The organism is Bacillus sp. T-10(2022) (assembly GCF_056502895.1).
The window spans coordinates 4,117,077-4,138,205 of sequence record NZ_CP113518.1; the positions used below are offsets into that span (position 1 = coordinate 4,117,077).

The following is a 21,129-nucleotide window of genomic DNA, read 5'->3' on the forward strand; positions in this document are numbered from 1 at the left end:
TAATAAATATCATTAACCCGCGGTTCCACCCTCGTTCCAGCTTGCTTTTCACGGCAAAATGGCACTTGTAACTTGGTAACGGCAGCTTCCCGTCAGCTCATATTCGCAGAATGCCTGCTTTCCGAGCCGAAGTTTAAAGGTGGTAAGTGTTCCATGCGAATAGGAAGCTTACAGCCTGTTGGCTCCCCTCTCTGATAATCGGCGACTAGAATACCCTTGTCCTCATCATAACTTTTAGTTTTTTAATAGTATGTAGGAAATTATAATTTGTTATACGGTGAAAATCAAGGTTAATTTTCTTTTTTCCACGAAAGATCATTCAAATGCATAGCAAATGACGAAAGTGGCAGGATAGTGGCCCGTTCTTCGAAAATCCTTGAAATGGTCTGGATCAGCCCCTCTTCCTTGTCATCGGTATAGATACACAAGTTTTCAGGAGCAATCGATAAAAGCGGGGCAAGTATCACCGTATCGAGAAATAGTGAACTTTTGGCAAGAAGCCTCCTGTCGATCATACTATTGATTTTTGGACGGTCGAGCTTGCTGAACTTCTGATCATAGAAATGAAAACCATCCCGGTTCACCAGGTGAAGTTTTCTTAATTTCGACTCCTGCCCATGAAGGCAATCACGGAGCGTAGCAATGAAATTTTGATAGTCCTGTTCCAGCTTGTATTCATCAATCGCTTTGACGACATACTTTTCCAACGTGTGCTGAAATGATTTCAAACGGAAGGTCGTAAAAGAATCGAATGAAAAAGATACCTTTCCAGCCAAGATGCTTTGAAGTCCTTCCTCAATCAATCGTTTCTCCGTACTGAATGCTTCATCTTGACTCCTGGCTCTTTCCACCTCGATGATTGATGATGCAATTTCAATGATGGCTTCAATTTCTTCCCGTTCCCTATAAAAAAATTTACCGACTATTATTTGCTCCAGAACAGGAAGCGTCTTTTCTTCCAATAAAAAAGAATGAAATGCATCACGAAGCAGAATTAGCCATTCATCACCTGAAGACTCCGTCATATCCACATACATGCCTTGTTGCGGAAGAAATCGAATATATGCTTGAAATTCTGCCCCCAGTGGATGGGCAGAAACGAAATTCAGTAATTTCAATGCCTCTGAATCGTTTTGAAAAGAAATTTGCACTACGACATCCCCCCTTCCCCCTTGCTTCTTTTTTCATGTATATGGGGATGGGGACGTGTTTAGAAGTAGGATGGGCCTTGTAAGAAGAAAAAAGTGACCTCCATTAAGAGACCACTTTTCTTCATCTTCTCCGATTCACGCCATCAAGCTTGACCGGCTCAGCTAAATATTGAATTCTTTCCAGTACCCTGGCCGCCTTCACTTCTTCCTTCTCACCACGCTGTGAAAAGGTCAGGTGGTTCTCCAGGCCATTCAAGTCAAAATTCGAAGTGAAAAACGTCGGCAGGTTTTCCAGCATCCTAAATTGCAAAATCGGACCAAAAACCTCATCGCGTCCCCAGCTCGTCATGGACTCCGCTCCAATATCATCAAGCATGAGGACAGGTGCCGTTTTCACCATTTCAATTTTTTCATTGACCGTATTATCACCTATCGATCCCTTAAGTTCCCTCAAGTAATCAGGTACATAGACAATAAGGGAGGAAATTTGCCTTTTTGCAAGTTCATTGGCGATCGCACCTAATAAGTACGTTTTCCCAACACCGAATTTCCCATATATATATAAGCCTTTTTGCCTTTTACCTGGCTCATATTCCATAATGAACGACATCGCTTTACTTAAGACAGACAAGCGTTTGTTTTCATTATCCGTTTGGGTAAAGTCTTCAATGCTCGCCTTTAAAATATCCTTCGGTACATACAGGCTGCGGATCAACTTTTCCCGTTTCCGCTTTTCATCCTCTGCCAATTTCCGCGGGCAGACTTCATAATGCAGGTTCAGGGCTTTCCCTTGAACCACCAATTTGGGATAATACCCTTGCATCATATTGATGCAGCCATCCAAGCTTGGACATTTATCACACTTATTGCTTTGTGAAGTGAACTCATAAAGCTTCCCCAAGTTTTTATCAATCATTTCCTTCGTGACCGTCGAGCTGTTGGCATTCAAAAATAACCGCACTTGTTCGTTTTCAAAAATCTCCTGTTTCAGCTTTTCATAACGCTGTTGAAATTGATTTGTATTGGCCAATTTATTAAGGGACCTATTAATCTTTTCCATCGTTCATTTCACCTCCTGCTTTCCACTGCTTCCATTTCTCCAGAAGCTCGCGTTTCTGGGCATCCAATTCAGGCTGATCTGCATTCTGCTCCTGCTGTGCTTCTTCTTTTTTCTCAAGCCACTCCGGAACCACTTCTTCCCGTATCGCCTTTTTCCGGCTGCCCTTCGCAGCATTCCTGCTTCCTTGAGCCCAGTCCTGATATTTCCTATGTTCATTTTTAGCCAGCTCCATCGCCTCGACCACCGTGGAGACCTTCAGTCGTGCCCAATGGCCTGCCAGCTTTTCGACATAGCCCTTCGTGAACTTCATATCCGTTTTGAGCATGACATATTCAATCAAGACATTGACGACACCCGGATTCAGCTTTTGATTGATCATCACGCCCTCAACGACTTTCAAATCACCGCTTGATGGCTCTGCACCGCCAGACAATTGCATCAGCCGCTCCCTTGGGGAAATCGTCTCCAAATGACGGATTAACTCTTGTTCCTGTGTTTTCGGTTCCTCTTTTTGTGTCCGTTCACGAATCGGCTGCACCCGATTGACAAGGGAAGGCATATCGGCCTGTCGTTCAATCTGATACCAGTCCCTTGCCGCCTTTCTGAGCACTTCCTCATCGATCTCATCATCCAATGAAACGGCATCCATTACTAGTTTTTGCATTTCAAGCGGATCGATGCCATATAAAAAAGCAAGTTTGGCAATCGTATTTTTTATTTTCGGAGTAAAGGCCTTTTTCGGTACGATCGAGGATTTCATCCCGGCAAATAAAAGGTCAAAATCAAATAAGTCATCAAACCCCGATGGCTCGACGCCTTCAGTCCGATCGATGTATTGCTGTTCAGGCATCGGTTGCCATTCATTTTTCGCTTCATCCGTTACATATAAAGAATCCAAATGATCTGATGAGAACACTTCCGCAAAAGATTTAGTCACACCTTCATATTGATCGGTTAAGATATGGTCATCACAAAAGAATCTCTTTAACCGGTTGAATTGCGCTTTACCGATTTTTTTGTATAAGTAAATATTCAGCATTCCATCCGTGAAAAACTGCTGGGGGGAAAGCGGCGGGTTTAACTCATAGATGAATTCCTTCGTTTCATTTTTCGATTTCTTATATACATTCAACAAACCGATTCCCTCAAGTAAAAGCCGGGCTTCGTAAATATCAGCTAACTTAAGGCCGATGGTATTCATTAATTGATAATGTGAGGAGGTTTCCGACCATAACCTGTTCTCCTCCAACTCACTCCATAACGTCATATATAGGCTAATGCATATAGGTCCAATAAGAGGTTGATATAGTCGGGTAAGTATTTTCCGATCATAGTCATGAAGCAGCCCCGCAGATGAGACCAAATATGAATCAGCTGGGAGCAATTCTTGCCAATGCTTTGACATCTCCATTCAAACCTTTCAAAAGATGTAGTGAAAAAAGAGCCAAAGTGAATCTTCAGCTCTACTTTCTTTCTTTATTTATCAAATCTTTCAATTCATCGATAAAGACATTGATGTCTTTAAATTGTCGATAGACGGATGCGAACCTTACATAGGCAACCTCATCGACTTCTGCCAGCTTGTCCATCACCATCTCGCCGACACTGTCGCTTTTCACTTCCGATATGCCCTGGTTGCGTAGTTCTTTTTCTACATAACTGGTAATTTGCTCTAGTTCTTTCAAGGGAACCGGACGTTTTTCGCAAGCCCTGATTAAGCCACGCAGGATTTTATCACGACTGAACTCTTCCCGCGTCCCGCCCTTTTTCACTACAATAAGCGGTGTTTCCTCCACCTTTTCAAATGTCGTGAATCGAAAACCACATGCCTCACATTCACGGCGTCGTCGAATCGATTTACTTTCATCGACTGGCCTGGAATCGAGCACTCTTGTTCCGTTATATTGACATGATGGGCATTTCATCATTATCAGCTCCGTATTTTATGTAGGACTCCCCTATCTAAATGTTCCCCAAGGAATTACTTCTCTATCTTAATCTTATATTAAATGGAACGGCCAGTACAAGTAAAAAGTGTAACTTCCGGCAGCAGGCACTTTTTGTTCTGCCGTTGAAGCACCGTTGTCAAAGTCTTTATGCTGCAAGGGCAGCCTCCCCTATAAGGGGAGCAGACTGCCGATTGATTGCATTAAAAAAGAGATGCACCCATGGCATCTCTGTGTATACGTGTTTTTTATAGGGCACTTATATTGGCTTTTTTCATTTGTACAGGACCTAATCCACGTGGTAATTCTATGTTTTCACGTGTTTGCGCATTCAAAGCTTCTGCAATATAATCTGCCGCAATATTCGGATCCAAGTTACCGCATGTATAGACATCAATGCTCGCATAGCCGTGTTCTGGAAAACTGTGAATCGTTAAGTGTGATTCAGAAATGATGACAACCCCGCTGACTCCTTGTGGAGCAAATTTGTGAAAGGCAACTTCTCGTACCTCTGCACCTGATTTCAAAGCAGCATCAACAAAAATCTTTTCAATTAAATCGATATTGTTCAGTTTTTCAAAGTCACAACCCCAAAGTTCAGAAATGACGTGTCTACCCATAGTTTCCATAGTGTAAGCTGTTTCCATATTAAGCTTCCCCCTTACCATGATTTAAAAATAAGTTCTGATAACTACCACGGGGGAAAGTTAGTCCAAAGAGGTCCTAACCCTTTAAGTAGCCATCATGCAAACCGCTATTGAAGAAGTTCACGATTCATAGTATATATGGTTTGAATTTTTTTTGCAACTCCAAATTGAATTTTTGGAAAGATAAACTTTATATGTAATAGGGATATTGCGATTGGAGCAAATTCTGTATTCTGGTTTATTCAGCGCCTTAAAGCAGCAAGGAATTGATTGATCACTGTATTAAAAATAGCCCGCTAAAAAATTTTAGCAGGCTCGGCTTTTTCTTTTTATTTTACTGATAATTCGACTTCTGAAGTTTTTTTCAACTCTGAGCCAACCAATTTCACTAGGTCCACTACCCGGTTGGAGTAACCCCACTCATTATCATACCATGCAAGGACTTTCACTTTCCTGTCCCCGATCATCATCGTCGTCAACCCATCGATGATTGCAGAGTGTGGATTCGTTTTGAAATCACTGGAAACTAAAGGTTCCATCGTGAATTCCATGATTCCTTTGAGTTCATTTTCTGAAGCATCGATGAAGGCTTGGTTCACTTCATCAATCGTGACATCACAGTTTAAATCCACAACAAGATCGACTAAAGATACGTTAGGTGTCGGTACGCGTATCGCCATTCCATGAAGCTTGCCTTTTAATTGCGGCAAAACTAGTGAGATGGCTTTTGCAGCTCCTGTAGTCGTAGGAATCATGCTTTCCGCAGCGGCACGGGCACGTCTCAAGTCTTTGTGCGGGTTATCGATATTATTTTGATCATTTGTATAAGAATGTATCGTTGTCATTAAACCGTTGTTTATGCCAAATTTTTCATCAAGCACTTTTGCAACCGGTCCAAGGCAGTTCGTTGTACAAGATGCATTGGATATGACGAAATGCTTGTCAATTTCCAGCACTTCCTGATTTACTCCCATTACAATGGTAACGTCTTCATTTTTACCCGGGGCTGATAAAATAACTCTTTTTGCTCCTGCGTCTAAATGAAGAGCCGCTTTAGAACGATCATTGAATTTACCAGTGGCTTCAATTACAATATCTATGTTCATCTCTTTCCAAGGCAATAGCTTTGGATCGCGGTTATTTATTAGTTTTACTCGGCGGCCATTCACTACTAGTGAATCATCTTCAGCTATAATGATACCGTCGAATTTACCATGTATCGTATCATATTTTAGTAAGTGTGCTAAAGTTTCAGCTGGATAGCTTGCATTAATGGCAACAATGTCCAAACTCTCATCTAATATGGCTTTTCGGAAAACCATTCTTCCAATTCTCCCAAATCCGTTAATCGCTATTCTTGAATTCATTGTTCGGACCCTCCAGAAAATATTAGTGTTATACTTATTACCTTTCGTATGTAATTAGTATAACATAATTCAGAGGAATTGTGCTAATAAAAATGTGGATTGTTCTTATTTTTTCAACATAAAAAGAAGAAACCGGGCGGTTTCTTCTTTTTATCATGATTATATGACATACCATTCGCTAAGTATGGACTTCACTTGCCGCTTCGTTTCATTAATGTCCCCATTATTATCGATGACGGCATCCGCTAAAGCCTTTTTATCAGCCAAGGGCATTTGCGAATTGATCCTGGCAAGTGCCTCCGTCTCCGAAAGACCATTCCTGTTCATTAATCGCTGCAATTGAACTTGCTCATCCACATAGATCAAAAGCGTCTTATCCACCATGAATGTCAGCTTGCTTTCGAATAGGAGCGGAATATCCATGAACACCGTTTCTTCTCCTGATGATAGTGCCGCTTCCGTTTTCAGCCGCATCCAATTCCTGACGGCAGGATGAACGATGCCATTCAATAGCAATCTCTTTTCTTGATCATTAAATATAATCGACCCGAGCTTTACGCGATCTATATTCCCATCCGTCAATAAGATATCTTCACCAAATGCCTTCACAACTTGGTGATAGGCTTCTTCACCTGGCTCAACGACAGCACGGGAAGCCAGATCAGCATCGACAATCGTGAATCCGAGTTCCTGTAAATAGAGGCTAACGGTGCTTTTCCCACTGGCAATGCCTCCGGTGATTCCGATGATTTGTCCCATAAGCTCCCCCTTTTAAACTTATCATAACTTGAATAAACCGATGATAATCAATAGTACACCTGGAAGAAAGGTCAAATGCTGGACAACTTTATTATTTGAGAGCAATTTCCCGCTTTGAATTCCGCTCCAAATGAAAATCGAACTCATAACAGCGATGCACCCTGCGAGGATGATGGGTGAAATCCCGATCATAGCCGCTCCTACTCCGGCCCCGAACGCATCCAGCGAAAGTGCAAACCCCAGAACAAGCGCTTCAACACCTGTAATCGTACCTGATTTATCAAAATCGGCATTCAATGGTTTTTGTAAAATATTAATCACTACCCCAAGTGATTTAATTTCAAAATTAAAGATGATCTTTTCATGATATCTATCATCTTTCAAATCTTTTTCAGGCTTAAAATACTGGTATACCATCCAGGCACCAAGAAAAATGAGGATGATGCCGCCTGTTTTTTCAGCCGCCCCGATAGATATGAGCTGACTGATGAATTGTCCGATGACCATCGCTATACCTAAACTCAATGCAGAACAAAATGAGATGACCGCTATTGACCTTAAGGGGATTTTCATCTTCCGCATACCGAATGTCAAACCTACGCCAAATCCGTCAATACTAACTGCAAAAGCGAGAAAAATAATTTGTAGCCACATCGGAATATTACTCCTTCCCTACACGTTGCTACCCTAGTATATGGAAGGAGCCCATCCGATGTGTTTTTAAAAACATTACCTATTTAAGCGGCTGGCATAACGGGCAAATATGTGTACCCCGTCCTGCAACAACCAGTTTCTCAAGGGGCGTGCCGCATGCTTTGCAGTTCTCGCCTTTTCGTCCATAAACATTCAGTTCCAACTGAAACATGCCGATTTGCCCTTGGGAATTAATGTATGAACGAATCGTACTTCCGCCTTTTTCCACAGCTTCCCCTAAAGTCGCAATGATTTCAGCATGCAACGTCTTGATTTCCTGCAATGAGAGTGAAGAAGCGATTCTCTCCGGATGGATACGGGAGCGGAATAACGACTCGTCCACATATATATTCCCAATCCCTACGACAACCGTTTGATCAAGGAGAACGGGCTTGATTTTCCTGTTGGTTCTTGCCAGCTTCCTACTTAGCCCCTCGACAGTAAAATCTTCAGACAACGGTTCCGGCCCTAAATGCAACAGGGGCAGCCGATCAAGTTCTTCCCCTTTGGCAAATAGATGCATCGTTCCGAATTTCCGGACATCCCTGTACCGAAGTTCACTGCCATCAGTGAAAGTGAAGATCACATGGGTATGCTTATCATACGGCTCTTCTTTTGGATGCACGCCGTATTTCCCCTCCATTCTTAAATGCGAAACCATCGAATAATCATCCAAGGTGAAAATGAGGAACTTGCCCCGACGGCCTATTCCCCTTATCGTCTGTCCCCTTAAAGCATCCTGAAACTGTTCGACAGGTTCAGGTGCTTTAATGATCTTTGGCCAGAAGACGGACACTTCCTTGATCTCTTTTCCGAGTATGAGCTGCTCTAACGTTCTTCTGACTGTTTCCACTTCTGGAAGTTCTGGCATTGCAATCACCTATCTTATATTATTTGGCATCAAACCATGTTGGCCCGAAAGCATAATCCACTTTAAGGGGCACGTTCAATTCAATGGCATTTTCCATTTCCTCCGGAACGATCGCTTTAAGGATTTCCAGTTCCTCAGGAGGGGTTTCAAAAATCAATTCATCATGCACCTGAAGAAGCATTCTCGTTTTAAGCCCTTCACTTTTCAGGCGCTTATTCATGTTTATCATGGCAAGCTTGATGATATCCGCGGCGCTGCCCTGAATCGGCGTGTTCATTGCTGTCCGTTCGGCAAAGCTCCTTATGTTGAAATTCCTGCTTGTTATCTCAGGTATATAGCGCCTTCTTTGCATCAGAGTCGTGCTATACCCTTTTTGACGGGCCTCATGTATGCTTTCTTCCATATATTCCTGAACACCAGGAAAGCTTCTTAAATACTTCTCGATGAACTCTCCAGCTTCTTTTCTCGTAATGCCAAGACTTTGCGATAACCCGTAATCACTTATACCATAAACGATTCCGAAGTTGACCGCTTTGGCATGGCGCCTCATGTTCGAAGTGACTTCCTCTGCCGATACATGGAACACATCCATGGCTGTCTTTGTATGGATGTCCATCCCGGCCTGGAATGCTTCCACCAATCCGCTGTCATTGGCGATATGCGCCAGAACGCGCAGCTCGATCTGGGAGTAGTCGGCAGCAAAAATGATCCAATCCTTTTCGGAAGGAATGAAGGCCTGCCTGATTTTCCTTCCTTCTTCCAGTCTGATCGGGATATTCTGCAGATTGGGATCTGTTGAGCTTAAACGGCCGGTCTGGGTCAATGCTTGGTTGAACCGGGTGTGCACCTTGTCCGTTTTACCATTGACCACCTTAAGCAACCCTTCAATATAAGTGGATTGCAACTTACCAAGCTGGCGATACAATAGTATCTCCTTAACGATATCATGCTTGCTCTCCAGTTTTTCCAACACATCGGCTGACGTCGAATAACCTGTTTTAGTTTTCTTCATGACAGGAAGCTCCAACTTTTCAAACAGGATGGCCCCAAGCTGTTTAGGTGAATTGATATTGAACGCCTCTCCAGCCAAATCAAAAATTCGTGCCTCGATGTTTCTTAAGCGAATGGCTATTTCCTGTCCCATGTTTTTCAGTCGACCTATATCCACCTTGATTCCCTGCCATTCCATATTGGCCAGGATGATCGATAGTGGCAGCTCCAGTTCCGTAAATAGGTGAAATTGCTCGAACTCTTGCAGCTTATCAATCATCGGTTCTTTCAGGGACAGAATCGCCTTCGCTTTTCTGGCGATATGCTCCCTCAATTCCGCTTCCTCAGGTATTTTGCGTTTTGCACCTTTTCCATAAAAAACGTCATCCGTTTCAAGGCGGATAGCACCTTGAGTTTTCGTGATTTCTGCCACTTCGTCCACTGACTCTGCCGGATCCAGGATATAGGATGCCAAAAATACATCAAAATCGATGCCTTTTATTTCGACTCCTCGATGGCGAAGTGCCACAACCGTACGCTTCGCATCGAAAACCGTTTTCTTTTTTGTTTCATCCTCTGCCCAGGATTTAAAGGCACCGGAACTCAGAGCATCATCTCCATGGAAGTAAAAATGACCTTGTTCATTACTGATGGCGATCCCTATTATATCGGCACGATGATAATTATCTTCTAAAATTTCAACATACAAAGCACTTTCATCGGCAAACATCCCTTCTGTCATTTCAGCCGAGTGAACCTCAATCTTCTCCTGTTCAAGCGGCGCACTTTCCGTTACATCCAATTTATCGAGCAAAGTCGAAAAGCCAAGCTCCTTATAGAATGAGATGACTCGATCCTGATCCATGCCAGTATACTCGGTCTCGTTTACGGAAACTTCAAGCGGCGCTTCCCTCGTTATTGTAGCCAGCTCTTTGCTTAATAAGGCCAGGTCTTTATGTTCTTCTATTTTCTCTTTCAATTTCTGTCCGCTAACCTCATCAATCGACTGCAGAAGGTTTTCAACCGTTTCAAATTGATGCAATAATTTAAGGGCAGTCTTTTCACCAACACCCGGAATACCGGGGATATTATCGGAGGCATCTCCCATCAGCCCTTTTAAATCAATGATTTGCAAAGGGGATAGACCATATTTTTCATGTATATGCTTTGGAGTGTATTCCTCAATTTCAGTAATCCCCTTTTTCGTGATGGAAACCGTCGTACTAGGGGAGGATAATTGTGTTAAATCCTTATCACCGGAAATGACCTTCACTTCAAAACCATCTTTTTCCGCTTGTAAAGACAGCGTACCGATAATATCATCGGCTTCGTAGTTCTCCAGTTCATACCTTTTTATTTGAAAACAATCAAGCAGCTCGCGAATGAAAGGGAATTGCTCCGATAATTCTGGCGGCGTTTTTTGGCGCCCCCCCTTATATTCTTTAAATGATGCATGTCTGAATGTCGTTTTACCTGCATCGAATGCCACAAGTATGTGCGTTGGCTTTTCTTCTTCAAGAATGCGGTTGAGCATCATGGTGAATCCGTACACGGAATTCGTATGGACACCCTTATCATTATTCAAGAGCGGAAGCGCAAAAAACGCACGGTATGCAATGCTGTTTCCATCTATGAGTACTAGCTTTTTATCCAAATCCGTCTTCCTCCAGTCATACAGATTTATGTAGTTATAGCTTCTATATAAAACGCAAAAAGCCGTTCATTTTCCTTCTCTATTCTACCATGAGTAGAAGCGGAAAGAAAAATGACGGCATCAAGGTTATTTAGTATTTCCCATTAACAAGCTGGCATAAGGGGAATCCGAAGGAAGAACGATGACCGTTTGATCTCCGATCGTTTTTTTGTAGGATTCAAGAGTCCGGTATAGTTTATAAAATTCGGGGTCTTTGGAAAACGACTTATTATAGATTTTCGCTGCTTCCCCTTCTCCTTCAGCCCTGATCACTTCTGCATCAGCCTCTGCAGTAGAGAGCAATTCTTTCACTTTCCGATCGGTATCCGCGATGATACGGTTTTTCTTCGCATCACCTTTTGATAGGTATTCTTGCGCTTTCGATTCCCGCTCGGAAATCATCCTCTTGAAGACGGATGCTTCGTTTTCGGCAGGCAGGTCAGTACGCTTTATCCGGACATCCGTCAGGCTGATGCCATAACTGTCCTTTTGCAGCAGATCGTTGACTTTTTCGGTTATGCGGTCGTTTAAACTTCCCCTGGATGACTTCTCATCATTGATGATCTCATCATAATTCAGCTGGCCCAGCTCTGAACGAACTGCCGAATAGATGAACTCTTCCATTTTCGTTTCGGCATTCTCAAGTGTCCTTGCATTTGTAATCAATTTCTTCGGATCTTCTATTCTCCAAACGGCATAGTTGTCGATCAGCATCCGCTTTTTATCTTTCGTATTGATTTCCGCTTCTGAAACATCGGAAGTCATTTGATACTTCGGCAAGGTCACGACACTCTGAATGAATGGCACCTTCGCCTTCAATCCCGGGGTCTTATCGATCCTTACCACCTCACCGAATTGGCGGACGACCTTGTATTCTCCCTCTTTGACGATATAGACATTGGTGAAGATGATTAGCAGCAGCGCGATGATAATAATCAGGAAAATGCCGAATCTCACATAGCCCCTCCAATGAAAATTCCCTTTTTTGAGTTCAGAGAAATCTATTATTTTTCCACTCATTGTTTAGAGCCCCCTTCCCCAGTCGCTTTTTCTTCCGATACATTCCCTTTTTTCGTTTCTTCTTCAGGTATAGCGGCTTCATCAGGGGCAGGAGTTTTTTTCGTTTCCTCCTTTTCAAGTGAGCGAAGCGGCAAGTACTTCATTGTGTTTCCGTCATCATTCATAATATAAATCTCTGCATTCGGCAATACTTCCTCAAGGGTCTCAATAATAAGGCGGTCCTTCGTAATCCCCTTATTGCCCTTATACTCACTGAGTAATTTTTCAAAGACCGCTACATCCCCGCGGGCAGCTTCCGTACGGGCAGCTTTATCCCCATTAGCCTGTGAAATGAGGGCATCTTTTTCCCCTTCCGCTTCATTCATACGCTTATTTTCATATTTATCCGCTTCGTTGATTTTCGTATTCGCCGTTTCCCGGGCATCCGTTACATTGGTAAATGCTTTCCGCACTTCTTCATTAGGTAACTCCACGTCCTGGAGTTTAACCGCAGATATGGAAATTCCGACATCATATTTCTCCATTAGCTGTGACAATAAATCGCGTACATCCGCTTCGATTTGCGCTTTACCAGATGTAAGGGCATCATCGATTTTCGTGCTGCCGATTATGCTCCGTAATGCAGCTGAAGTCGTATCGTATAATATTTTTTCTGGATCTTCTGCATTGTATAGATATTTTGGAGGGTCGGTGATTTTCCACTGAACCACTAGGTCGGCCAGCACAATATTTTCATCACCCGTAATCATTTTGGTCTCACTCGGGTAATCCGTCACCTCTCCATCCTCTTCCTTATATCCAAATTTAAGACTGAATGTTTCTTTGGATAATTTCTCGACCGATTGAATGGGCCAAGGCAGTTTAAAGTGAAGTCCTGGTTCCGTTATCGTCTCCTCCACTTTACCAAACGTCATTATGACAGCTTGATCGGATTCATCAACCGTGTACCAGGTCGATATCGCAACTACACCTAAAATTAAAATAAGAAAGACAAGTCCTGTGATTGTATATATCCTTTTTAAGCTAACGATATGTATCACCCCTTCTTTGCAGTTATATCTTATTTACGCAAGAAAGGGCCTAAAGTTTCATAAAAATCAAATATTTTCCCAGGAAAATAGGATAGAGGAATGGTTCCCGGGGAATATAGCCAAAATTAAAAGACAGAGACTATGTCTCTGCCTACAGTTTTTTAGGGTTTTGTACAATTTGAATGTTGATTGCAACGTAGGGCACTCGCGTTCCGTCCTTTGCACCTGTAGGTTCTCCTTGGACGGGCTATTCCTACAGGAGTTTCGCTCACCTGTTCCAATCATCTTTGCTTTAAAATTTAGATTGAACTACTACAAAATCAAACAGAGACTATGTCTCTGTCAATGTTTAACTCCTTGGATGAGGGGTTGTACAACCATTGTACCCCTGCATTATGAAGTCCGTTTTAAGGAATTGTAAAGGACATGTAAATAAGATACCCGCTACATTTTCCCTTTTAAGCTTTTATTTAAGGTGACTGTAAAAGTCGTCCCGGTTCCAGGTGTGCTTTCCACGTTGATTTTACCTTTATGGACTTCTATTATATGCTTGACGATTGCCAGTCCAATGCCCGTTCCTCCTGAATCTCGGCTCCTCGCCTTATCGATCCGGTAAAACCGTTCAAAGATCCTTGGCAGTTCTTTTTCTTCGATGCCGATCCCGCTGTCTTGAACTGTAATATCGACGGTCTGTTCATTTTCAATGATGTCAACGGTGACCCTGCCGCCATTTGGTGTATAGGTCAATGCGTTCGTAATCAAATTGATGAAAACCTGTTTGATCCTGTCAGATTCCCCTTCAATGAATACTGGTTCCGGTGATGTTTTAATTTCAAGGGATACTTCTTTTTCCTTCAGCTTGCCTATAAGCATCTCTTGTATTTCGCCAAGTACTTTCGTAATATCCACGACCCCTGCGTTTAAAACGAATTCCTGTTGCTCCATTTTGGATAAATTCAGAAGCTCCTGAATGAGTTCTTGCAGCCGGTCACTTTCTTTCAGGATAATCGATAAAAAGTGCTTTAGGGTCTTTTCGTCTTTTAAGGCGCCATCTAACAATGTTTCAGAAAAGCCTTTAATGGAGGTGATCGGAGTCCTCAATTCATGGGACACATTAGCAACGAAATCCTTCCGCATCTGCTCGAGCCTTTTCAATTCGGTGATATCATGGAAAATGAGGAGGATCCCCTTCCATTCATCATGATTCCCGATAATGGGCGCCCCGTAAATCTCAAAATGCTTTCGTTCTATGGCAAGCGGTATCTTCACCTGTCGTTTTATCGTTTTTTCCGTTCGAAAGATCTCTTCGATGATGGCTATCACTTCCTGATCTTTAATGACCGAATAATATTCCTGAAACAAAAACGTAGCGGCATTCACATGGAAGCTTTTCTTGAATTCCCGGTTGATTAAGGTCGTATACCCTTTACTGTCTATCAGCAAGACCCCGCTACCGATATTTTCAACAAGTGCTTCCAAACGATCCTGATTCATTTCCCTCGCTACCTCTGTTTCCTGAAGGTTCCTCGCCAATATGTTCAAGGAAGTTGTCAGCATTCCCGTTTCATCGGAATGCCGCCCGAATGTCCGGGTTCCGTAATTCCCTTTTGCCAGTTCGATGGCTGCCATCGTCGCCTCTTCGATCGGACGGGTATAATATGAAGTGATTTTACTCGCAAGCATGAGAATGATGATCAAGGCAACCCCTAAACAAATGATCAATATTTGCCACATTTGTTTATTCACTTGATGGATGGCCTCTATTTCATTGCTATGGACGACAAAGCCTTCAATCTCGCCGTCCTTTTCAACCGTCTTCCAATAATAATGGAGGTCCGATTCCCCTTCGACCACTTCATACCCTTCCCCATGCTTAAGCCCTTTTTCCAAAGTTATTTTGCGAAGGACATTGGCATGGCTTTTAAGTATTTCATTGGATGATGTCGAATCGTATAATATTTCCCCACTCGTAGAGAGAATGGTTAAATTCGAATCTAAAAGGGGTGTCAATTTTGCCGTTTTCCCTTTTTCCAAAAAGGACTCGATTCCCCCATGCTCCTGAATATATGTAGAAATGAAAAATGTTTCGTTCTGTATACGCTCATTGAACGTTTTAATATAATAACTTTTGAACAAGTGTCCTAATAAAAAGCCCACGGCCATCAGGACGACCATCACCAATGTGATGAGGGTATATAAGAGCTTTTTACGATAGGTCGTCATTCTTTTTTAGGCTCCTCAAGCTTATACCCCAAGCCCCTTATCGTTTTAATATAGAGAGGTTTTTTTGTATCTTTCTCTATTTTTTCACGAAGATGGCTAATATGGACATCGACGATCCGTGAGTCTCCCGCGAAATCATAATTCCATACCGCACTGAGCAGTTGATCCCTGGTCAGCACTCTTCCTTTATTCTTCGCCAAGTATAAAAGTAATTCAAATTCCTTTGGAGTCAATTCTAATTGCTGTTCATCAAAGAATGCTTCGTATCGTTCCGGGAACACTTTCAATTCCCCTAATTTCAAGAGACCATCTTCCTGATCCTGACTTGACTCACTTCCGTTCGATTGCAACTGGGATCTTCTTAAAATGGCTTTAATCCGTGCCACTACCTCCCTGGGACTAAATGGCTTGGTTAAGTAATCATCCGCCCCTAGTTCCAGTCCCAGCACCTTGTCAAATTCATCGTCCTTAGCTGTCAGCATCAAGATCGGTATATTGATTTTTTGCTGGCGAAGCTGCTTGCATACTTCAAGCCCGTCCATTTTTGGCAGCATCAAATCCAATACCACTAAATCGGGGCGTATATCCACGGCAGCCTCCAGCCCTTGTTCTCCATCCAAAGCTGTGATAACCGTATAGCCTGATTGTTCTAAATTGTACTGAAGTAAGGTAACTATTGATTGCTCATCATCCACTACGAGAATTTTCTTTGACATTAGATCCTCCTGAATTATGTATTACCCAAAAGACCAATTCCTTGGTCTACTCATCCAATTCCATTATAAAGAATATTATATGAAAATTACACATAAAAAAAACGGAAATAAAGTAATTCCTATCTTCAGCAGGGAGATTATAAGTTCCAGGGTTCTTTTGAAGCGGATTAAAAAACTGCCCGGAGTCGGAAAAAGGCCTTGGCCTCTTCTTCCAATATCCGGGCAGTCTGTACATGATCTCTTATTGAAGGACTTGCATAACAGCTTTAACTGATTCGACTGATTTTGAAAGTGCAGCCTTTTCATCTTCAGTTAAATCAAGTTCGATGATTTGTTCAATACCGTTTGCACCAAGTACAGTCGGCACTCCAAGGTAAATACCTTCAAAGCCGTATTCACCTTCAAGATAAGCGATGGATGGAAGAACGCGACGTTGATCTTTAAGGATCGCTTCAGCCATTTCCACTAGAGATGCAGCTGGTGCATAATATGCGCTTCCGTTTCCAAGAAGGTTTACGATTTCTCCTCCGCCAGTGCGGGTACGAGCTACTATTGCTTCTAAACGATCTTGAGGGATCAATGTTTCCAAAGGAATTCCGCCTGCATAAGAGTAACGCACTAGAGGGACCATATCGTCTCCATGTCCGCCAAGTACGAAACCAGTTACATCTTTAACGGATAAGTTTAATTCTTGAGCTACGAAAGTGCGGAAACGAGCTGTATCTAGTACACCTGATTGTCCGATAACACGTTCTTTAGGGAAACCAGATTCTTTGTATACAGTGTAAGTCATTGCATCTACAGGGTTAGTCAAAACGATGATTGTTGTATTAGGGGAATATTTAACTACTTCTTTAGTTACTGATTTCATGACTTTTTGGTTAGTTTGAACTAAGTCGTCACGGCTCATGCCGGGCTTACGGGCAATTCCGGCAGTGATGATCACTACGTCGGAATCAGCAGTTTCTGCATAGTCGGATGTACCGATGATATTAGCATCGAAACCTAGAACAGGTCCTGCTTCCGCCATATCAAGGGCTTTACCTTTTGTAGGGTTTTCAGCTTGCGGAATATCAACCAAAACGATATCACCAAGTTCTTTTTGAGCTGCAAGGAATGCAGCTGTAGCGCCAGTGAATCCAGCACCTACCACTGTGATTTTTTTACGTTTAGACATGTTATTTCCTCCTTAAAATATATAAATACTTTTGGAATACTTTTAACATTCTCTTGAAAATATATATAAGCCTCCTGGAAAAGCAGCCCGTTCAGGCACTTTTCCAGAAAGCATATAATGAATTATTTAAGGTTTTTGATAAGCTCGTCTGCGAACTCAGAACATTTAACTTCTGTTGCACCTTCCATTAGGCGGGCAAAGTCGTATGTAACAACTTTAGAAGCGATTGTTTGTTCCACTGATTTTGTGATGCTGTTTGCAGCTTCGTTCCAGCCAAGGTGCTCAAGTAAAAGAACGCCTGAAAGAAGAACTGAAGATGGGTTAACTTTATCAAGACCAGCATATTTAGGAGCCGTTCCGTGAGTTGCTTCGAAGATGGCATGTCCAGTTTCGTAGTTGATGTTTGCTCCTGGAGCGATACCGATTCCGCCAACTTGTGCAGCTAATGCATCAGAAATGTAATCTCCGTTCAAGTTCATTGTTGCAACAACATCAAACTCTTTAGGACGAGTCAGGATTTGTTGTAAGAAGATATCAGCAATGGAATCCTTAACGATGATTTTGCCTTCAGCTTCAGCAGCAGATTGAGCTTTGTTAGCAGCTTCTGTGCCTTCAGCATCTTTAATTTTGTCATATTGGTTCCATGTGAACACTTTATCGGCGAATTCTTGTTCTGCAACTTCATAACCCCAAGTTTTGAATGCACCTTCAGTGAATTTCATGATGTTACCTTTATGAACAAGCGTTAATGACTTACGGCCTTCTTTGATCGCATAGTTAAGTGCAGAGCGAACAAGACGTTTTGTTCCTTCTTCTGAAATCGGTTTGATTCCGATACCTGAAGTTTCAGGGAAACGGATGTTTGTAACACCGAATTCATTTTGCAGGAAGTCGATTAATTTCTTAGCTTCGTCAGAACCTTTTGCATATTCAATACCAGCATAGATATCTTCAGTGTTTTCACGGAAGATGACCATGTCAGTGTCTTCTGGACGTTTAACAGGTGAAGGTACACCATCAAAGTAACGTACTGGACGAAGACATACGAATAAGTCCAATACTTGACGCAATGCAACGTTCAATGAGCGGATACCGCCGCCGATTGGAGTTGTAAGAGGTCCTTTAATAGCGATTAGATATTCGTTAATAACATCAAGAGTTTCTTGTGGAAGCCATTCGCCCGTTTGGTCAAATGCTTTTTGTCCAGCTAAAACTTCTTTCCATTCGATTTTCTTTTCGCCATTGTAAGCTTTTTCAACTGCTGCGTCTAAAACGCGGGATGCTGCAGCCCAGATATCAGGACCGATTCCGTCTCCCTCAATATAAGGAACGATTGGGTTGTTTGGTACGTTAAGAGCACCGTTAGTAACTGTGATTTTTTGACTTTGTGTCATGTCTCTTACCTCCGATTCAAATTCAAAGGTTAGATGGCCTGCCATTAAATAAGGCAGAACCACTAACCTTTTTTACTCACATCTATTAATTTACTACAAATTCGATGAAATAAAAAATGATTTTTCGAAAAAACTTTTAATTAGCGGTTTTCAATCGGTACGTATTTTTGCATACCTGGTCCCACATACTCTGCACGCGGACGGATAAGGCGGTTGTTTGAATATTGCTCAAGGATATGAGCGATCCAGCCTGAAGCACGGCTTACAGCAAATATTGGTGTAAATAGGTCATGCTCGATACCTAAACTATGGTATACGGAAGCAGAATAGAAATCCACGTTCGGCGGAAGATTTTTTTGACCGGTTACGATTTCATGAATTTTGATGGACATATCATAATATTGCGGTTGTCCAGTAAGTTCAGTCAGTTTTTGTGACATTTCTTTAAGGTGTTTAGCACGAGGATCACCTTTACGGTATACACGGTGGCCAAAGCCCATGATTTTTTCTTTATTGGCTAATTTTTCGTTGATATATGGCTCAACGTTATCAACTGAACCAATTTCTGTAAGCATTTTCATGACTTGTTCGTTAGCTCCGCCGTGAAGTGGGCCTTTTAAAGCGCCGATGGCAGCAGTTACACCAGAATAGATATCAGCTAATGTTGCCACACAAACCCGTGCAGTGAATGTAGAAGCGTTTAATTCATGGTCAGCATGAAGAACCAATGCTTTGTTGAATGCTTCTTCTTCGATTGCCGTTGGTTCGTTACCGCTTAACATATATAAGAAGTTAGCAGCAAAGCTTAAATCTGTACGTGGAGCAACAGCTTCTTTCCCTTGACGGACGCGAGCGAAAGTTGTTACCAATGTAGGGATTTTTGCTTGGATGCGGATTGCTTTACGATAGTTAGCTTCTTCACTCATTACATCTGCTTCTTCATCATAAAGACCAAGAAGAGATACTGCAGTGCGAAGAGCTCCCATTGGATGTACTTTATCAATTGGGTATGTTTTGAAGTGATTTACCACTTCAGCTGGAATTTCAGCATTTTCAGCAAGTTGTTTAGTTAATTCTTCTAGTTGGCTTTTGTTCGGAAGAGCTCCGTGCCATAAAAGATAGATTACTTCCTCGAATGTTGCGTTTGAAGCCAAATCATCGATGTCATAACCTACATACGTTAATGTGTCATCGATAATGGAGCTTACTGATGAAGTTGTTGCTACCACACCTTCAAGACCTTTTGTTGCTGTCATACTAAATCTCTCCTTTTCCTAGATATTCCCCTATGCCCTTGCTATTAGCGTATAAATGTAGCGCTTCCAAGAAATTAGCTTTTATAAACAACCATCTATTTTTTAGCAGAAGACATACATCTTGTATTGGAAGCGTTCACAGAATATGACTCCAACAATATAAAATGTACGATAATCTTTAATACGAAATTCTAAAAATAATGCTTGTAGCTATTCCTAGTGAGCGCTTGCTCAATAACTACATCTTTTTTTTAAGATTCCTCAAAAATATCAATGATATTCGGAATCCCAATTTTAATAAATCAGAGCAGTTACATGATTATTATAAACAATAAACACTTTTTTGGGAATGAAAAGCACTTAAAATGTGAAAAAATTATTATTTTATTAGAAAAATTAGCTACATATTCTCTTGCTTATTTTAATGCGATTCATAACGGTTTTTTGAAAATTCGCCCCAAAGCAGAATAAACGAAACATTAAATAGAAAATCTATATTCCCAGGACTGACTGACTTTTCTACCCTTAGCCACTCGCTTCATTTAAAGAAATTGAAGACCTGCATGCATAAATAAGCAATTCCCGCCCCGATTAACGGACCGACAGCCACACCTTTGAATAATGCGACCGCAAGAATCGTCCCAAAAACAAGAGCCGTGGTAATGTGCGGATCATGTGACAGGAGCGTAATCCCATTCTTTGCTATGAGCGCAACGGCTATTCCAGATGCAAGCGCAATCCAGGCATAAGGAGATTTTATCGCATCTCCTAGTTCCTTGAAACCTATCGCCCCGTTTGCTATTGGTATGAGTACGGAAATCGTGATGATCGTAACGCCTAGGTTTATTCCTTTCGCTTCCAGGTATGGAAACACTTTGGCATCAAGGCCAATCAGTTTCATGATTAAAAGAAAACCCGCAGCCATGATCAGTGAGGTATTTTTCCCAAACCAACCGATTGCAGCAAGCAGAATTAAAAATACGACAGGACCGTTGATCATTATCCCTTCACCTTCTTCCTTTCTTTTTTGTTATTTTAACATAACAAACTCCCTTGTTTCCTAGGAGAAAAATGATTTATGGAACGATGCATCGGCGAAAAAAGTTAAGCCGAAAGATGAAAGAATCTTTCCTTT

General features: G+C 42.0%; 18 protein-coding genes. All 18 read right to left on the minus strand.

Annotated elements, in window-relative coordinates:
* Positions 1 to 290 precede the first annotated feature (290 nt).
* Entirely contained in the window at positions 291 to 1,151 is an 861-nt protein-coding gene (ytxC, locus tag OSJ91_RS20140) for a sporulation protein YtxC (protein WP_485890303.1), read from the minus strand.
* 121 nt (positions 1,152 to 1,272) lie between these two features.
* Positions 1,273 to 2,211: a primosomal protein DnaI gene (gene dnaI / locus OSJ91_RS20145; protein ID WP_485890304.1), complete on the minus strand. Its 939-nt coding sequence runs from the start codon at positions 2,209 to 2,211 to the stop codon at positions 1,273 to 1,275.
* Positions 2,198 to 3,616, minus strand: a complete 1,419-nt coding sequence (locus OSJ91_RS20150; protein ID WP_350299677.1) for a replication initiation and membrane attachment family protein — start codon at positions 3,614 to 3,616, stop codon at positions 2,198 to 2,200. The genes dnaI and OSJ91_RS20150 overlap by 14 nt, the downstream gene beginning before the upstream one ends.
* A gap of 58 nt (positions 3,617 to 3,674) precedes the next feature.
* On the minus strand, positions 3,675 to 4,136 hold the full coding sequence (gene nrdR, locus OSJ91_RS20155; RefSeq protein WP_034309080.1) for a transcriptional regulator NrdR: 462 nt from the start codon (positions 4,134 to 4,136) through the stop codon (positions 3,675 to 3,677).
* A gap of 269 nt (positions 4,137 to 4,405) precedes the next feature.
* Positions 4,406 to 4,786, minus strand: coding sequence for an adenosylmethionine decarboxylase (gene speD / locus OSJ91_RS20160; protein WP_034311443.1), 381 nt, complete (start codon positions 4,784 to 4,786; stop codon positions 4,406 to 4,408).
* A 347-nt stretch (positions 4,787 to 5,133) separates the two neighbouring features.
* Positions 5,134 to 6,171: a glyceraldehyde-3-phosphate dehydrogenase gene (locus OSJ91_RS20165; RefSeq protein WP_350299678.1), complete on the minus strand. Its 1,038-nt coding sequence runs from the start codon at positions 6,169 to 6,171 to the stop codon at positions 5,134 to 5,136.
* Positions 6,172 to 6,330: 159 nt separating this feature from the next.
* Positions 6,331 to 6,930 carry a dephospho-CoA kinase gene (gene coaE / locus OSJ91_RS20170; protein ID WP_350299679.1) on the minus strand — a complete coding sequence of 200 codons (600 nt, stop codon included), beginning with the start codon at positions 6,928 to 6,930 and terminating at the stop codon, positions 6,331 to 6,333.
* Between the two features lie 21 nt (positions 6,931 to 6,951).
* Positions 6,952 to 7,584, minus strand: a complete 633-nt coding sequence (ytaF, locus tag OSJ91_RS20175; protein ID WP_034309090.1) for a sporulation membrane protein YtaF — start codon at positions 7,582 to 7,584, stop codon at positions 6,952 to 6,954.
* A gap of 79 nt (positions 7,585 to 7,663) precedes the next feature.
* Positions 7,664 to 8,494, minus strand: a complete 831-nt coding sequence (gene mutM, locus OSJ91_RS20180; RefSeq protein WP_350299680.1) for a DNA-formamidopyrimidine glycosylase — start codon at positions 8,492 to 8,494, stop codon at positions 7,664 to 7,666.
* Between the two features lie 19 nt (positions 8,495 to 8,513).
* Positions 8,514 to 11,138, minus strand: coding sequence for a DNA polymerase I (gene polA / locus OSJ91_RS20185; RefSeq protein WP_485890305.1), 2,625 nt, complete (start codon positions 11,136 to 11,138; stop codon positions 8,514 to 8,516).
* Positions 11,139 to 11,264: 126 nt separating this feature from the next.
* Positions 11,265 to 12,197 carry a protease modulator HflC gene (gene hflC / locus OSJ91_RS20190; RefSeq protein ID WP_350299682.1) on the minus strand — a complete coding sequence of 311 codons (933 nt, stop codon included), beginning with the start codon at positions 12,195 to 12,197 and terminating at the stop codon, positions 11,265 to 11,267.
* A complete protein-coding gene (gene hflK / locus OSJ91_RS20195; RefSeq protein ID WP_485891926.1) occupies positions 12,194 to 13,228 on the minus strand; it encodes an FtsH protease activity modulator HflK in 1,035 nt (344 codons plus the stop codon). The genes hflC and hflK overlap by 4 nt, the downstream gene beginning before the upstream one ends.
* A gap of 444 nt (positions 13,229 to 13,672) precedes the next feature.
* On the minus strand, positions 13,673 to 15,451 hold the full coding sequence (gene pnpS / locus OSJ91_RS20200) for a two-component system histidine kinase PnpS (protein WP_350299683.1): 1,779 nt from the start codon (positions 15,449 to 15,451) through the stop codon (positions 13,673 to 13,675).
* Positions 15,448 to 16,167 carry a response regulator transcription factor gene (locus OSJ91_RS20205; RefSeq protein WP_101222903.1) on the minus strand — a complete coding sequence of 240 codons (720 nt, stop codon included), beginning with the start codon at positions 16,165 to 16,167 and terminating at the stop codon, positions 15,448 to 15,450. Before OSJ91_RS20205 ends, pnpS begins: the two co-directional genes overlap by 4 nt.
* A gap of 241 nt (positions 16,168 to 16,408) precedes the next feature.
* Complete coding sequence (gene mdh, locus OSJ91_RS20210) at positions 16,409 to 17,344, minus strand: malate dehydrogenase (RefSeq protein ID WP_350299684.1); 936 nt, start codon at positions 17,342 to 17,344, stop codon at positions 16,409 to 16,411.
* Between the two features lie 122 nt (positions 17,345 to 17,466).
* Positions 17,467 to 18,783 carry an NADP-dependent isocitrate dehydrogenase gene (gene icd / locus OSJ91_RS20215; protein WP_342605834.1) on the minus strand — a complete coding sequence of 439 codons (1,317 nt, stop codon included), beginning with the start codon at positions 18,781 to 18,783 and terminating at the stop codon, positions 17,467 to 17,469.
* A gap of 95 nt (positions 18,784 to 18,878) precedes the next feature.
* Positions 18,879 to 19,994, minus strand: a complete 1,116-nt coding sequence (gene citZ, locus OSJ91_RS20220; RefSeq protein ID WP_048681140.1) for a citrate synthase — start codon at positions 19,992 to 19,994, stop codon at positions 18,879 to 18,881.
* 538 nt (positions 19,995 to 20,532) lie between these two features.
* The gene (locus tag OSJ91_RS20225) at positions 20,533 to 20,994 is read right to left on the minus strand and encodes a DUF441 domain-containing protein (RefSeq protein WP_350299685.1); all 462 of its coding nucleotides are present in this window, start codon (positions 20,992 to 20,994) and stop codon (positions 20,533 to 20,535) included.
* Positions 20,995 to 21,129: the final 135 nt, after the last annotated feature.

Bases quoted from the DNA above. Each gene is read 5' to 3' on its own strand.
- OSJ91_RS20205 (WP_101222903.1), bottom strand. From the start codon at position 16,167: ATGTCAAAGAAAATTCTCGTAGTGGATGATGAGCAATCAATAGTTACC.
- mutM (WP_350299680.1), bottom strand. From the start codon at position 8,494: ATGCCAGAACTTCCAGAAGTGGAAACAGTCAGAAGAACGTTAGAGCAG.
- pnpS (WP_350299683.1), bottom strand. From the start codon at position 15,451: ATGACGACCTATCGTAAAAAGCTCTTATATACCCTCATCACATTGGTG.
- OSJ91_RS20150 (WP_350299677.1), bottom strand. From the start codon at position 3,616: ATGTCAAAGCATTGGCAAGAATTGCTCCCAGCTGATTCATATTTGGTC.
- OSJ91_RS20165 (WP_350299678.1), bottom strand. From the start codon at position 6,171: ATGAATTCAAGAATAGCGATTAACGGATTTGGGAGAATTGGAAGAATG.
- coaE (WP_350299679.1), bottom strand. From the start codon at position 6,930: ATGGGACAAATCATCGGAATCACCGGAGGCATTGCCAGTGGGAAAAGC.
- speD (WP_034311443.1), bottom strand. From the start codon at position 4,786: ATGGAAACTATGGGTAGACACGTCATTTCTGAACTTTGGGGTTGTGAC.
- citZ (WP_048681140.1), bottom strand. From the start codon at position 19,994: ATGACAGCAACAAAAGGTCTTGAAGGTGTGGTAGCAACAACTTCATCA.
- mdh (WP_350299684.1), bottom strand. From the start codon at position 17,344: ATGTCTAAACGTAAAAAAATCACAGTGGTAGGTGCTGGATTCACTGGC.
- icd (WP_342605834.1), bottom strand. From the start codon at position 18,783: ATGGCAGGCCATCTAACCTTTGAATTTGAATCGGAGGTAAGAGACATG.
- ytaF (WP_034309090.1), bottom strand. From the start codon at position 7,584: ATGTGGCTACAAATTATTTTTCTCGCTTTTGCAGTTAGTATTGACGGA.
- nrdR (WP_034309080.1), bottom strand. From the start codon at position 4,136: ATGAAATGCCCATCATGTCAATATAACGGAACAAGAGTGCTCGATTCC.
- hflC (WP_350299682.1), bottom strand. From the start codon at position 12,197: ATGAGTGGAAAAATAATAGATTTCTCTGAACTCAAAAAAGGGAATTTT.
- OSJ91_RS20225 (WP_350299685.1), bottom strand. From the start codon at position 20,994: ATGATCAACGGTCCTGTCGTATTTTTAATTCTGCTTGCTGCAATCGGT.
- dnaI (WP_485890304.1), bottom strand. From the start codon at position 2,211: ATGGAAAAGATTAATAGGTCCCTTAATAAATTGGCCAATACAAATCAA.